The organism is Allobosea sp. BK604 (assembly GCF_004341515.1).
Classification (GTDB): domain Bacteria; phylum Pseudomonadota; class Alphaproteobacteria; order Rhizobiales; family Beijerinckiaceae; genus Allobosea.
In genome coordinates this window covers 145,908-158,142 of the sequence record NZ_SLZF01000015.1, presented here as the reverse complement: position 1 = coordinate 158,142, position 12,235 = coordinate 145,908, and the positions used below count along the sequence as shown (strand labels likewise).

Here is a 12,235-nt window from a genome sequence, read left to right as displayed (position 1 = left end):
CTGCGCAACGAAGATCATCAAGGAGCGCATCATGTTCACGATGGAGCAGTTCTGGAGCCTCGTCCGCACGCTCCTCCAGACCGCCGGAGCGGCGCTGGTGACGCGCGGCTATATGGACGACGGATCAATGCAGATGATTGTGGGCGCGACCATGACGCTGCTCACAACCGGCTACAGCCTTTACATCCGCCGCAAGGCCGGACTGGTCGCGTCGGCCGCGGCGCTGCCTGAGGTGATCGACGTCAAGCTGAAGCCGACCGACGCCGGCCAGGCGATCAAGGAGCAGGTGGCCGATCCTACGGTACAGGTCGCGAAATAGGCCGGGGCGATGGTCATCCTGCGCGTCTATCGCGGCATCCACGACCACTTTCCCGCGCGGCGCTCCGAATGGGTGCTGGCCGGGATCATGGTCGTGTGGGGCTGGATCCTGTTCGGGCCGGATGAGACCTTTGCGCGGTCGGTGTCGTGGGCCCAGATGGCCGCTCTGGCCGGCGAGGGTACATGGGCGGTCTGGGCGATCGCGACGGGCGTGTTCCGCTTCGCGGCTCTGATCGTCAATGGCACCTTCCATGACACCTGGTACGGCCGTTGGTCGCCGCACGTGCGCATGGTGGCTTCGTTCCTGTCCTGCTTTCTCTGGCTCCAGATCACCTTCGGCCTGTTGGCCGCCGAGACGACGACGACTGGCCTTGCCGTCTATCCCGGCCTGCTCGTGCTCGACCTCATGAACGTGGTCGCTGCCGCGTCAGACGCCGCCAAGATGGACAAGGCCCGGGATGATGGACCTTAGCTCGCTGACTGTCGAAAACGTCGCCGCGACCATCGGTGTTGGTATCGTTGCTGCCTGGCTGGCGGCGGCGAAGTACCTCAAGGAGCGGAAAGCGCCGCCTCAGCCTAACGCGGCCGATGTCGTCGTTGCCGGCGGCACGATCGCCGACATGGGGCCATTCCGCGCGATCGCCGCCGCGCAGGAGAAGACGGCAGCGGTGAACGAGCGGATCGCCGTCGCACTGGAAGCGATCCGCGATCTCCTGCTCGAGCGTGCCCAGGACGAAGAGAAGGAAGAGGAAATCGTGCGACGGGCCGAGATTATGGCGCAGCAGATGTTGCGCGAGCTCGGGCCGAAGCGGGCACCCATCAATCGCCGGCGAAAGCCGCCCTGAGATTGCCGGGCAACACCGCCTCACTGCGCGCCCTCCCAACCAGCCGCCTTATTTCGCTGGGGATTTCGGGGACAACCGTCACCTATGGCATTCAACCCTACCTAGGGCTGTATCCAGGACCAATCCCATTGGTAAGGTGGGGTTCGGAGGGCTGGGATAACTCCGGGCCGGCATTTCAGAATCAGTGGCCGGCGTCATCCTTCGGGGTGGCGCCGGCCTTTTTCGGTTGGCTTCATCCGGATCTCAGATACGCTGCAAAGGCGTCGCCGGTGAGCAAAGGGGAACTGCTTCGGTCCTCCCTCCCCAGCTCTTCGGAGCGGAAACCTACCGCGCACGGGCGACGCAACCGGCTTTTGAGACCCTTACATTTTGGCCCGGTCTCGCTTCGGCGGGGCCGGGCCTTTTCGCGTCAGGAACATGCTAGGCCAGCGCGCGTTTTTCGGCAGTCCCTTGCATCACCATGAACTCCCGGTCCCCTCAGCTTCGGCTGGCGGGGGCTTCCTTGTTTCGCCCGGTCCATCTTCTGGCTCCGCGGGCTTGCTGGAAAGTCGGCGTAGATGATTAAGGGTCGCTTCCAGCCTGAAGCGGGTGAACTCTCCCTGCGCCCTAGAGTACTCGGCGCTGAGATGGCCTTCGACAGTCTGCCAGGTCGCCGCTCCATCCCGGAGCATGACTGCCAGTATGGCGTCCTTGACCCCGAAAATGGTGTTCGCCTCGTCAGCAAGAATCTTCTTGAACCTCTGCGTTCCGTCCTCCTCCTGACGGTCGAACGCGCCTCGTTGCTGATCCGAATAGTCGTTCATCCTTCTCTCCAGGCATATACGAACGGCGGAGATTTAGGTCCCGATCGGCGACCGACAAGGGGCTGAAAGCGGCCCCTTGAACTCGCCGCACGCGATCACAAAATCATCCGCGCGAATGCTCTTCGCGTCGTCGAAAGGAGTGAATTGGGAGAGCGCAACAATGACGAAACAAGCAGTTATTCCCGCCCTCGCGGGTACCCCGGTTCGAGACAATGCTCTTGACAGATTGCTGCATCCGGATCGCTTTTTTGCCGGGCCGGCTGACGTGGTCCAGGCCACCCACCTGAACGTTGCCGAGAAGCGCGCAATTCTTGCCTCATGGGCTTCAGATGCGTGCGCCGTGGAGTCCTGCCCGACGCTTCGCCACCCACGATATGTCGCTGATCCAGTCAGCTTTGACGATGTCATGGACGCGCTGGAGCAATTGGACCGGCTCCCAAGCCTGGCTCACTGCGACGGATATGGCGATGGAGTCAAAGCGGCCAATCAGGAAAATCTGCCTGTGTGAGGGTCGCGGCAATGTCTTCCATCGACTTTGGCCCAGGTCGTGGGCTTCCCACACGCCACGTTCTTGAGCGGGCTCTGGCGGTCTCACTGCTATTTGCATCAGCCGCGTTGATATTGGGGGTCGTCGTAAGCTGATTTACGGCTCGATCGTCTCCGGCGTTCAAGGCCCGCTTTCGGACCGCACGCCCGCAGGCTGAAACAATCGCGGCGATGCAGAGTCCAGCTCGCAGTCTCTTGAATGCCATGACTTGGCCCGCCGTTCCGAAAGGAGCGGCGGGCTTTTTCGTTTGGAACCCGTACTGAGCGCCAGCGTTTCGCGAGCGGGATGCCAGTCCCACGTCATGAGACTATGCCCCGTCGGCTCGCGCCGGCGGGGCCTTTTTCGCGTTCAGGCTATTGTGACGGGGGCTGCCGCTTGCATTCAACACCAGGGCGGGTCGACGCGGTCCGTTGAGTGGATGATTGTCTCTCCGCAGTCGAGGCAGCGATAGCGCGTTTCGCTGCCGCCGCCGAACATGTGGCCGACATCGGGTCCACGATGCTCCACGACCAGCCGGCTATGGGGCTTATCGTGGCGCCTCTTTCGGACCTGCTCAAGACAAAGAACGCAGGGCTTGGCAGGAGCAGACCTCATGATCGCCGTGCTGGTCATGCTGCTCGCGGCTTCCGTGGTCCCGCAATCAGCTTGGGAAGATACTCCAGAGCTACGCTGTCGCGTCTGCGGAAATATTCCCCAGCGTGCTCCGGCAGCCAGACGTCGACGACGTGCGCGCGGAAGTCAGCAAGGAGATCGTTGGGGTAAGCCTTCGCCGGAACTCGGCGTCCATCCGGATACCTATGCCAGTAGGTGGGAAGCTTGTCGGTATCCAGGCCCTTTTCCTTGCGAAGCCAATCGCAAAAGAGCCTGCCTGATGAGATATCGGGCACCATCTTGGCGGGGAGCCTGTATCCCATCGCTTCCAGCGGGGCGATCAGCAAGATCGACAACTCCGCCAACACTGAGAAATGCCCGTGGGGCACGCTCTCGTTGTTCTCGATATAGCGCTGCAGGTGGTAGGGAAGCGCACTCTTGCCGGTCGGTGTGCGACCGGACATCCAATCGGACACCCAACGGCTCACCCTCACGGCAAAGGCAGGGGAGCACCACTGAGCCAGGTTGATCGCAACTTGAGGGTGGACCCAAGTGCCCTGGAGCCGCGGTTCTCCTCCGCTAACTGACTGAACTAGTTCCGTTATGGGAATTCCCATATCGGTCGAGAGGGCGTCGAGAAACTCGGCCGTGGTCTTGAGGCGACGGTAGTCGGCCCAGTTCCGGTTGGCGGCCTGGCACATCGCGGTCGCGTTGATGTAACCATCCTCAGGGCGCTGATAGATAGTTGCTCCCTCCGCCTGATGCGGGATGAGAGCGAGATGGGTCTGCATATAAAGACATCCTTATGTGATGCCTTGAGCCCCTTGACAGAACCGCAGTTATCCCCACTTAAGTGGGACGCGAAACGTTGCGATCCCGCACAGAGTTTCCAAGGCGATGTGCGGACTAAAAGCCGGGGTTGGCGCCCCGGCTTTGCTTTGCGGAGTTGCAAAGCCAGCCCCACATGGTGATGCGGCGAAATTAGTTCAAGTTTCGAAGTAATTTTTCTAGGAACTTTTTTCGGACGCGCGGATTGTTGTTTCCCGCAACCGCTTCAACCGCTCGATCTCGCTGGCAAGCTGCGCCGTTGCCGCATCGCCCCGATGGTGCTTGATGCCCTTCGCCTCGTCGCCTTCACCGCCTTGGACGCCATAGAGCACCGCGCGACGCTTCTCGGCGGGCATGTCGAGCAGATAGGTGACCTCGCATTCGTGGCGCCATTCCTCCGACCAGGTCGAAACCTCGCGGTTGGCGAGCAGGCTGAAGGCCATCGGTTCGTTGGCAGGGTCGCGCGTGGGCATGGCCGAATCTCTCAGTCGATCGGGTTATGCCTTAGCCACTCGTCGAGGGCGGTGACCAGCTCGATCAGCTCGTTCTCTTCAGCGCTGTCCTCGATGCAGCCCGTCAATCCCTGGACATGCTCGACTGCGCGCTCGACATCGCCAGCATGGCGCAAGGGGATCGGCAAATCGGGCATGTCCTTGCGGCTCCTCCGGTTCAGAACAAGCTAACGATGCCAGCTTGTGTTGCCGCACACCAAGAGCCGGGTTCGGCACGCCTCGCTAGAACGGGGCGAACCCGACAACGGCCCATGCGCCGAGCGCAGCGATAATGGCGGCCGCAATCAACAACGCCACTTCGGTGTCCGGTGGTTCAAGCTTCAATTCGACCAATCCGTGCCGGAAACGCGCCGCCGTTCCATGAACGCGGCGATAGCACGCTGGAGTGCGGCCCGCTCCAATGCTTCGGAGGTATCCGCCTGGGCCTCCTCAAGCTCGCGAACGCGCTGCAGTGTCCGTCGGAACTCATCATCTGAATGAATTTCGACGGCGGGCGCTTCTGGTGGCAGAGGTGGCCTGTCCGACATCACTGTGGCCTGTTGAGCTTCGCTTGGGCCGCGCTCGCCTTGGCGAGCAGGCCTTCCAGCTTTGCGAATGCGATCGCGGGGATCTTGAGCTCTAGATTGGCTTCCCCCGGCACTTCAAACAGCAGGATCGCACCCTCGCTAGCGTCCGCGCTGACGATGATCTGTTTGACATCCGAGACTGCAATCACACGGCATGGTTCGTTCTGCATAGGTTCCGCCCCGAAGATCCAAAGACCTGCCTATCAGTTGTCATTGCCTGCAAGGGTTTCAAGAAGGTTGGAACGATTCCGATGTGCCGCCGTTGGCGCTGCGTAGCGTTGCGGAGTTTCAGTCAGTGTGTGCGCGTCGCGTGTTGCGGTCGGGGCCTGTCGCCGAGACCTTGAAGGGACCGGCCGCGCGCCGCTCTGCCGCCGGCCAACGCGCGCTGATCTTCGATCCGATGCCGGAGCGCATCGAGCCGAGCCTGGCGCTTCTCGTCCCGAAGGTACCGGAGGGACCGGACTGGTCCTATGAGGTGAAATGGGATGGCTATCGTCTCGCCGTCCATGTTGAGCCGGGCGGCAAGATCCGCATCATCACCCGCGGCGGCCATGACTGGACCGAGCGCTTCCCGACCGTGGCGAAGGCCGCCGGCCTCCTCGGCGTCGACAGCGCGATCATCGATGGCGAGGCCGTCGTGCTCGATGCTGAGGGCCGGGCCGATTTCTCCGCCCTGCAGAAGGCGCTCGGCGGGCGAGGCGGCAAGCTGCGGGCCGGCGCCGCGACGCTCTACGCCTTCGACCTGCTCTATCTCAATGGCCACGATCTCCGCTCGCTGCGGCTCGATGAGCGTCGCGCGCTCCTCGAGGGCGTGCTCGACGAGGCGGCGGTCCAGGGCATCAGCATGAGCGAGGATATCGACAGGCCCGGCGCCGAGCTGCTCGAGCAGGCGTGTGCGCTCGGCCTCGAAGGCATCATCGCGAAGAAGCGCAGCGCCCGCTATCGCTCTGGCCGCTACGGCGAATGGGTCAAGATCAAGTGCGTCCAGAGCGAGACGTTCCTGATCATCGGTTATGAGCCGTCGACCGCGGCGCTGGGCGGCATCGGGCGCCTGCTGCTAGCTGCACGCCAGGGCGACGGCTTGGCCTATGTCGGCGGCGTCGGCACTGGCTTCGGTGAGGTCGGTGGCCGGGCCCTGAAGCGGATGATGGACAAGCTGGTGATCGAGACACCGGTGATCAGGCTGAAGCGAAAGGGCGCGAAATGGCTGACGCCGGCGCTGGCGGCCGAGATCGAGTTCCGCGGATGGACCGACGAGCCAAAGCTGCGGCATGCGTCGTTCAAAGGGCTGCGCGAAGAGGCTGAGATGGGGGATATCTACACTCTCGACTAGCGGCGGGCGCCCCGCTGCCGGAGCCAATGCTTGTGGGCCGGCGAATTTCGCTCGCGCTCTTCGTTCTCGCGGCGCTTCTGGCGCGACCTCTCATATTCCTCGTCGGTCCAATGGGCGCGGAACTGCGGCCAGAGCTCCATCACCTTCCCCTTGGCGGCTTCGAAACTGGGGGCCATGGCGTTGAACTTGCCGTCATAGATCGGCAAGTATCCCGTTCCCTGGATGATGACGCGCCAGCGCCCCATCGCTGACGATGTGTCATGAAGGATACGAGCGATCTGCTCGCCTTCCTCATCGAAAACCAGATAGTCGTCTTCGATCTCGCCCGGCCAGGTGTGCCGGAGCGTATATCTGTGCTCACGGGTCAAAACGGGATTTCTGGGAGCTCCGAGACAGCAAGGTTCCGGCCGCGCATGCGCCTGACGATGCCGCGCTCGAGCAGCGTCAGGCTCTCGCCGTCCTTGAGCTCGACATGCTCGATCGCCGCCACGGCCGCGTCCCTGAGCCAGCACCGCGCGATTACCTGACTGGCCCCTTTCTGCCGTGACAGTTCAACCGTCCAGGGCGCCGTCTTCCTACGCGACATGATGGCCTCCTTGACTCCGTACCCCTCTCGAATGTTCTTATTACGTTCTCATTTTCCAGAGAGTCAAATGCCACTCGCCGATGCCCCCACGACCAACGATTCCGCCGACGCTGGACACAGATCTCCGGCACTATCCGTGGATCGTGATCCGCTTTCGCTGCGACTACTGCAGGCGCTGGGGCGACGCGGGTTTGGCGGCCTGTGCGGAGAAATACGGCGCGCAAGCGAAGCTTCACGAGCTGCTCGCCGTCTTCATGTCGGGCTGCGTCTGGCGGCCGGATCATCGCAAGCCGCAGAAATACGGCCGGAAGTGCGGGGCCTACATCATGGACATGCGCAGAACCGACCCGCCGGACTTGCCGCCAACTATGGCGGGCCTGCGCGTGATCGAAGGCGGCAAGGACAGTCTGCTGCCATCGGATGATGAGCCACCGCCGCAGGAAGGGCGGCGGCTATCCAGACCGTGAGCCGGGCTGGTTCAGCAATCAGGCGAAGCTATAGTCGCATCAAGATCGGAGGCCAGGCAGCATGTGCAATCTCTACAGCCATACCCGCTCTGTCGACGCGATGCGGCGGCTGTTCCCGAAGTTTGGGGGCTGGGAATTGAACCTGGCGCCGCAGCCGAACATCAATCCTGACCGGCCGGCGCCGATCATCCGAAACGTCGCTGGCGCTGAGCCTGAACTCGCCATGGTGCGCTGGGGCATGCCTTCGTCGCGCAAGGCCTTGCTCGACGCGGCGACCGTTCGTGCCGACAAGCTGCGCGCCAAGGGCAAAGAGGTCGATTTCGATCAGCTCCTGCGCATGGAGCCCGACCGCGGCACGACGAACGTGCGCAACACCAAGAGCTCACACTGGAAGCGCTGGCTCGGCGTTGAGAGCCGCTGCCTCGTACCGTTCACCAGCTTCAGCGAGTTCGACCAATCGGCGCGGCAGGATGTCTGGTTCGCGTTCGGTGAGGAGCGGCCGACCGCGATGTTCGCAGGGATCTGGGCGCCACAGTGGACCTCGGTCCGCAAGATCAAGGACGGCGAGGAGACGATCGACCTGTTCGCCTTCCTCACCACCGATCCGAATACCGAGGTGAAGCAGTACCATCCCCGGGCCATGCCGGTGATCCTGACCACGCCGGAGGAATGCGCGCGCTGGATGACCGAGCCTTGGGACCGGGTGCATGATCTGCAGCGGCCGTTGCCGGACGGCTCGCTGTCCGTCGTCGCGCGCGGAGCGAAGTTCGACCAGCCAGCTGACGCGCTCGATATCAGCCCTGGCAACGAACTACAGGCGCCGGCCTTCAGAGTTTCAGCCTCATGAAGAACGCTGCGATAGTCGTGCTTTCCATTGCGGTGGTTTTTCTCAGCTATCGGCTCGCGGCCGTCGAGAACCAGCGCTACGCGGCAGTCCTGAATATGTGCCCTGATAAAGTATTTGGGCAAAACCGCGCTTGCTTGTCGAAGATTGAAACTCGCACCTCTTTTTTCTGGCATCTCTATTATGGGCTTCGCGGCTAGAACACCCCCAGCCAAGCCGCCACCCCGATAACCACTGCAATGGCGGCTATCAGCAACATGCGGCTATCAGTCGGGCCGAAGCGCATCTCCCTTTTCTCGCTCCCAAGTCAGTCCATTATTTGGGGCCCAAGCCGCCGCAGCCGGCCAGAGGCCCGGTCACGCCACCCTTCATTCCGGAATCGACGTAAGCATCTTAGAGCGACGGATAATAAACCCACGCCCTGCCCGTTCGATCTCCCCCTCGACTTCTACGGGCACATGCAGCCCATGCGCTCGCCAAGCTACCCGATAGTCTGCTGGGCTCAAGAGAACGCGAACAGGCAGCATGTGATCAGTGGCCTCCCATGCAATCGTTACCTCGCGAGAGCCCTTCTGGTTTTCCAAATCAGCCGGATTGTCGGCGTTTGCCAGCTTGGTCACAAAGCCCCTAATGACGCTTGCGGACGGCAGGACGGTTTCCCGCAGTTTGGCTGCTAGCTCTCGCACAGTGGGTGCAATCGACGTGGCGACAACGAACGTTGAATGCAGGTCCAAATCGACATCCGGAGGCCACTCGGCGGAAAGCTCAAATTCGAATGTCAAAGCTTCGGAGCGGACGCCCTCCAAGAGGCCGGCTAAGTTGTCCAGCATGTCCGCATCAAAACCAACAGAGGGGTCCGACAAAACCGCCAGGCGCTTACTGCTTAGAGTGTCAGAGATCGAAGCAAGGCCACGCATGACGCGTTGAACGATCAGCCGTTCCGCAGGAGGATCTGCTTCCTGGTCCGCAATCATCTCGGCTGGGCGCGGACCGATCGGGGAATGAATCGAGAACCCAAAGCTCCCTTTAAAGGTATGGCCGAACCGGCATCGTTCCACGAACAAATCTGCGGCCGAGCGGGACCGATTTACTTCGGTTTTCGCGAATTCCGCCTGTGCAGCGGCGTGCAGAAGCCTTCTGTTCCTTGTGACAACTGTCTCTGCAACTGGTAATAGTATGGTGTTACGGAAATCTGCAGGCAGCCGCTCTCGAAGTGCATCAAAGCCCAATCCGGCGATGGCAGCGGATACATCGATTGCAGATCGATCTTCGATGATCGCCAGCGTCTCCACCGCGTGGCGAATGCGCCGCTCGGCCTGCGGCGCTGCGGTCGTTTCGGGCACTACAACTTCTATATGGCTCGATCCTTCATCCTTGGAGTAAAGTTCCAAGCTTGGGATTCTTAGCTTAGACGCCCTCCAACCTCGCGCACGCAGGTATCTCCTGAGAAGTCCTGGCTGCGGCATCGTGAATGTTGGCTCACTCACGTCATCAACTCCGAACGTGCGGCCGCAATTAGACTTATCAAAGCATCAGATGTCAGAAGGTTTGAGCGCGGGATATCGATGGCTATTGTTCTCTCGTTAAAGGTGCGCGGCCCATTCGCGCGATACCAATAGCAGCAATTCCGGAGAATGGTCTCAGTTTCAGAATGGTCCAACCAACTGTCCGGATCTGGCGGGAGGCACAACAAGAATACATACAGCGGGATTTCACCCGGTTCCCGTGCGATCATCCGGTTGTATGCGGCAGCATCAAGGTCGTACTTGATGTGGCCTGCCGTCCGCGACCAAGTCGTGGTTGACTTCAATTGGACATCGATGCCGAAAGCGCTCTCGGACATCTTTTTGCCCACCATAACAACCGGCCGCAAAATGGCATCGACACCATAGTCGAGTTCCGGTCGAGATACCGTGACACCCGCTCGCGCCGCGACGGCATAAAGGTGCGCGCGCGAGAATGTCTCCTGCGAATGGCCTTTAGTTATCATCGACGCCTCAGCCCCAAGGGACTATGGCACGGCAACGATAACGAGCAATTACCAGAGCTTTCGCGCTCGACTACTTCGTTCCATCGCCTGGGCGGCGATGTGCTCCTCGATCCCGGTTCCACCGCTCACCGGTGTGCATATATTGAGGTCATGCCGTGAGCCTTTCGAGCATTCAGCCATTTCGCTCCCCGGCAGAGGGTCGGCTCTTTCGGCGGGCCTCTCTCAGCGCCTTCTTCGCCGTAAGCTCTTGATCCAGCCGCTCCAAGCGCTCCATTACGAGTTTGTGCGTAGATTGGCGCGCTACCTGTTCGGTCCGGACCGCCATTTGGCCGTCCAGCCACGCATCGATCGCTTTTAGATCATAGTTGCCGATATCGGGATCAGCCTTCGGAAAGCCGCGCTGGAGGAGGCGCGGCAATATCCGATCGAACTCGGCAAGCGTGAGATGTAGGCGCCTGGCCGCTTTCACAGGAGGCACCATTCGTGGTTCTACGCCGAAGCGAATTAAACTCGATTGCGGTGGTCTTGGCATAGCGTTACCTGACCGGGCTCACGTTAGTCACAGCACGATCTCCTCGTCCCGATCGATAGGCTTTCCAGCTTCAAGCGCCTGCTCGTCGTTCATGATCACGCGAATGGTGCCGTCCGGTAAAATCTCGATCACAGCCCGCACCCGAGCTTGGGCAACAGCTCGGACGACACGTGCGATATCAGCTTGGGTGACCTTGGCGGCGGTGCGAGCCATACGACTACGGGCGTGAACACTATTTGGTTTTCGAACGATGCTTGCCGCGCGCCTTCGCGACGATGGCCGGCTCGTCGGTTAGTGCCCCGCGGCGCGCGGCCTTCTCATCGTCGCTCGCATCGACATCCGTCAACGCGCGATCGGCCGCCTTGCCGGCCTTATGGCGTGCGTGATCGACTCCCGCTTGGCGCTGCTCCGGGGAGGACGGCTCAGCCAAAGTCGGCACCACGCCCTTCCTCAGCCTCACTCCCGGCCCCTCACCATTCTCGGCGACGAAGATGACGCCGGCGTCTTCAAGGGCTGTCTTCAGTCCAAGGAGATTGTTGTGGCCTGGCACGCGCCGCCCCCTCTCGAAATCACGGACGGTTGAAAGGCCGACATGGGCGGCTTGGGCGAGCTGATCCTGGGACCAGTCAAGGAGTGCGCGGCCGGCGCGCGATTGGGCGGGAGTGATCATGCGGGAGCAATAGCACGACCCAACGTTTTTTGTCGAGGAACAACGTTTTGCGTTGACGGGCAACGTTAATGGGTGTTAATCGTTGGCCATCAACGAAATCCGTTGAAGCCAAGCCATTCCGCTCAAGCTTCAGGAGAACATCATGCCCGACGCTCGCGTTCCGGCAGCCGCCACTGGCTTGCCCACACCCGACAAGGTTCACCTCCCGCCGATCGGGGCCGAGCTCGGACCGCGGCTGATGTTGCCACTCTACGAAGCCTTGCGGCTGACCGTGAATGTGCTCGATGGAATTCTAGCGCAGCCCAGATATTCCATTGCGCCCAGCAGGGGCACATTCAATGCGGCCGGCGATTATCTCGAGAGCCTGCGGGAGGAAATCGCAACCGTCGCTGACGGCCTAGCCGACGCGGCGCGCGGTGTCCGCCCCGATGGCGCGGTCGAGTTGGAGGACCTTCATCGCCTCATCCTGGCTGATGAGCTTCACGCGTTCGAGGGCGCCCTGCGCGTTGCCGCGGTCGCCAGCGATCTCGCTTGGAAGGACGGGCAATAGCCGCGCGACGGTCTCCCGCTGAAGGCACCTGCATGACGCAGGTGCCTTTTTTGTTACCCTGTGCGTCACCCTTGGCTCAGAACATGGCATAAAACGCTCCGGCCAACGCCGGGGCATAGTGAACTGATTTTATTGAGAAAAATCGATGGTGCCGCAAGAGGGATTCGAACCCCCGACCCCCTCATTACGAATGAGGTGCTCTACCAGCTGAGCTATTGCGGCGACGGCTGGGGCTCTACCAGCCCGGCCGATT

At 61.5% G+C, this 12,235-nt stretch carries 20 protein-coding genes and 1 tRNA gene; 8 read left to right on the top strand and 13 right to left on the bottom strand.

Annotated features, from left to right (window positions below; translation table 11 throughout):
* The first annotated feature begins 31 nt into the window (after window positions 1–31).
* The 3 genes from EV560_RS33775 to EV560_RS33765 are packed head-to-tail and all read left to right on the top strand — an operon-like array spanning window position 32 to window position 1,163.
* On the top strand, window positions 32–319 hold the full coding sequence (locus EV560_RS33775; protein WP_131860256.1) for a Pam3-gp28 family putative phage holin: 288 nt from the start codon (window positions 32–34) through the stop codon (window positions 317–319).
* 9 nt (window positions 320–328) lie between these two features.
* Window positions 329–790 (top strand): hypothetical protein, encoded by a 462-nt coding sequence (locus EV560_RS33770; RefSeq protein ID WP_131860255.1) that lies wholly within the window; start codon window positions 329–331, stop codon window positions 788–790.
* A complete protein-coding gene (locus tag EV560_RS33765; RefSeq protein WP_131860254.1) occupies window positions 777–1,163 on the top strand; it encodes a hypothetical protein in 387 nt (128 codons plus the stop codon). Before EV560_RS33770 ends, EV560_RS33765 begins: the two co-directional genes overlap by 14 nt.
* 455 nt (window positions 1,164–1,618) lie before the next feature.
* Here the strand turns inward: EV560_RS33765 and EV560_RS33760 are convergent, their stop codons facing one another.
* Window positions 1,619–1,966: a hypothetical protein gene (locus tag EV560_RS33760; RefSeq protein WP_131860253.1), complete on the bottom strand. Its 348-nt coding sequence runs from the start codon at window positions 1,964–1,966 to the stop codon at window positions 1,619–1,621.
* A 160-nt stretch (window positions 1,967–2,126) separates the two neighbouring features.
* Between EV560_RS33760 and EV560_RS33755 the strand changes: the two genes are divergently transcribed.
* Window positions 2,127–2,474 carry a hypothetical protein gene (locus EV560_RS33755; RefSeq protein WP_131860252.1) on the top strand — a complete coding sequence of 116 codons (348 nt, stop codon included), beginning with the start codon at window positions 2,127–2,129 and terminating at the stop codon, window positions 2,472–2,474.
* Between the two features lie 647 nt (window positions 2,475–3,121).
* On the opposite strand, the gene EV560_RS33750 is transcribed toward EV560_RS33755, so the two are convergent.
* From EV560_RS33750 to EV560_RS33740, 4 genes are all read right to left on the bottom strand, one after another.
* The gene (locus EV560_RS33750; protein ID WP_131860251.1) at window positions 3,122–3,895 is read right to left on the bottom strand and encodes a KilA-N domain-containing protein; all 774 of its coding nucleotides are present in this window, start codon (window positions 3,893–3,895) and stop codon (window positions 3,122–3,124) included.
* A 216-nt stretch (window positions 3,896–4,111) separates the two neighbouring features.
* Window positions 4,112–4,405, bottom strand: a complete 294-nt coding sequence (locus EV560_RS33745) for a DUF7696 family protein (RefSeq protein WP_131860250.1) — start codon at window positions 4,403–4,405, stop codon at window positions 4,112–4,114.
* Between the two features lie 11 nt (window positions 4,406–4,416).
* Window positions 4,417–4,581 carry a hypothetical protein gene (locus EV560_RS35970; RefSeq protein WP_165923760.1) on the bottom strand — a complete coding sequence of 55 codons (165 nt, stop codon included), beginning with the start codon at window positions 4,579–4,581 and terminating at the stop codon, window positions 4,417–4,419.
* Window positions 4,582–4,970: 389 nt separating this feature from the next.
* A complete protein-coding gene (locus tag EV560_RS33740; RefSeq protein ID WP_131860249.1) occupies window positions 4,971–5,180 on the bottom strand; it encodes a hypothetical protein in 210 nt (69 codons plus the stop codon).
* A 125-nt stretch (window positions 5,181–5,305) separates the two neighbouring features.
* On the opposite strand from EV560_RS33740, the gene ligD reads away from it, so the two are divergent.
* Window positions 5,306–6,343: a non-homologous end-joining DNA ligase gene (gene ligD, locus EV560_RS33735; RefSeq protein ID WP_465247065.1), complete on the top strand. Its 1,038-nt coding sequence runs from the start codon at window positions 5,306–5,308 to the stop codon at window positions 6,341–6,343.
* On the opposite strand, the gene EV560_RS33730 is transcribed toward ligD, so the two are convergent.
* Together EV560_RS33730 and EV560_RS33725 are read right to left on the bottom strand one after the other, a co-directional pair.
* Window positions 6,340–6,711, bottom strand: a complete 372-nt coding sequence (locus tag EV560_RS33730; protein WP_131860248.1) for a hypothetical protein — start codon at window positions 6,709–6,711, stop codon at window positions 6,340–6,342. The two genes, ligD and EV560_RS33730, sit on opposite strands and share 4 nt — an antisense overlap.
* The gene (locus tag EV560_RS33725; protein WP_131860247.1) at window positions 6,708–6,929 is read right to left on the bottom strand and encodes a hypothetical protein; all 222 of its coding nucleotides are present in this window, start codon (window positions 6,927–6,929) and stop codon (window positions 6,708–6,710) included. Before EV560_RS33725 ends, EV560_RS33730 begins: the two co-directional genes overlap by 4 nt.
* A gap of 80 nt (window positions 6,930–7,009) precedes the next feature.
* Here EV560_RS33725 and EV560_RS33720 point away from each other — a divergent pair, with 80 nt between their 5' ends.
* Window positions 7,010–7,396, top strand: coding sequence for a hypothetical protein (locus EV560_RS33720; RefSeq protein ID WP_207908180.1), 387 nt, complete (start codon window positions 7,010–7,012; stop codon window positions 7,394–7,396).
* 61 nt (window positions 7,397–7,457) lie between these two features.
* The gene (locus tag EV560_RS33715; protein ID WP_131860245.1) at window positions 7,458–8,243 is read left to right on the top strand and encodes an SOS response-associated peptidase; all 786 of its coding nucleotides are present in this window, start codon (window positions 7,458–7,460) and stop codon (window positions 8,241–8,243) included.
* A gap of 365 nt (window positions 8,244–8,608) precedes the next feature.
* Here EV560_RS33715 and EV560_RS33705 read toward each other — a convergent pair whose 3' ends face one another.
* From EV560_RS33705 to EV560_RS36805, 5 genes are all read right to left on the bottom strand, one after another.
* Window positions 8,609–9,631 (bottom strand): hypothetical protein, encoded by a 1,023-nt coding sequence (locus tag EV560_RS33705; protein WP_131860243.1) that lies wholly within the window; start codon window positions 9,629–9,631, stop codon window positions 8,609–8,611.
* 92 nt (window positions 9,632–9,723) lie between these two features.
* The gene (locus EV560_RS33700; protein ID WP_131860242.1) at window positions 9,724–10,230 is read right to left on the bottom strand and encodes a DUF4365 domain-containing protein; all 507 of its coding nucleotides are present in this window, start codon (window positions 10,228–10,230) and stop codon (window positions 9,724–9,726) included.
* Between the two features lie 172 nt (window positions 10,231–10,402).
* On the bottom strand, window positions 10,403–10,711 hold the full coding sequence (locus EV560_RS33695) for a hypothetical protein (RefSeq protein WP_131860241.1): 309 nt from the start codon (window positions 10,709–10,711) through the stop codon (window positions 10,403–10,405).
* Between the two features lie 78 nt (window positions 10,712–10,789).
* Window positions 10,790–10,975 carry a hypothetical protein gene (locus EV560_RS33690; RefSeq protein ID WP_131860240.1) on the bottom strand — a complete coding sequence of 62 codons (186 nt, stop codon included), beginning with the start codon at window positions 10,973–10,975 and terminating at the stop codon, window positions 10,790–10,792.
* A gap of 19 nt (window positions 10,976–10,994) precedes the next feature.
* Window positions 10,995–11,432 carry a helix-turn-helix domain-containing protein gene (locus EV560_RS36805; RefSeq protein ID WP_131860239.1) on the bottom strand — a complete coding sequence of 146 codons (438 nt, stop codon included), beginning with the start codon at window positions 11,430–11,432 and terminating at the stop codon, window positions 10,995–10,997.
* A gap of 142 nt (window positions 11,433–11,574) precedes the next feature.
* Here EV560_RS36805 and EV560_RS33680 point away from each other — a divergent pair, with 142 nt between their 5' ends.
* On the top strand, window positions 11,575–11,982 hold the full coding sequence (locus EV560_RS33680; RefSeq protein ID WP_131860238.1) for a hypothetical protein: 408 nt from the start codon (window positions 11,575–11,577) through the stop codon (window positions 11,980–11,982).
* Window positions 11,983–12,128: 146 nt separating this feature from the next.
* Here EV560_RS33680 and EV560_RS33675 read toward each other — a convergent pair.
* A tRNA-Thr gene (locus tag EV560_RS33675) sits at window positions 12,129–12,204 on the bottom strand.
* Between the last annotated feature and the right edge of the window lie 31 nt (window positions 12,205–12,235).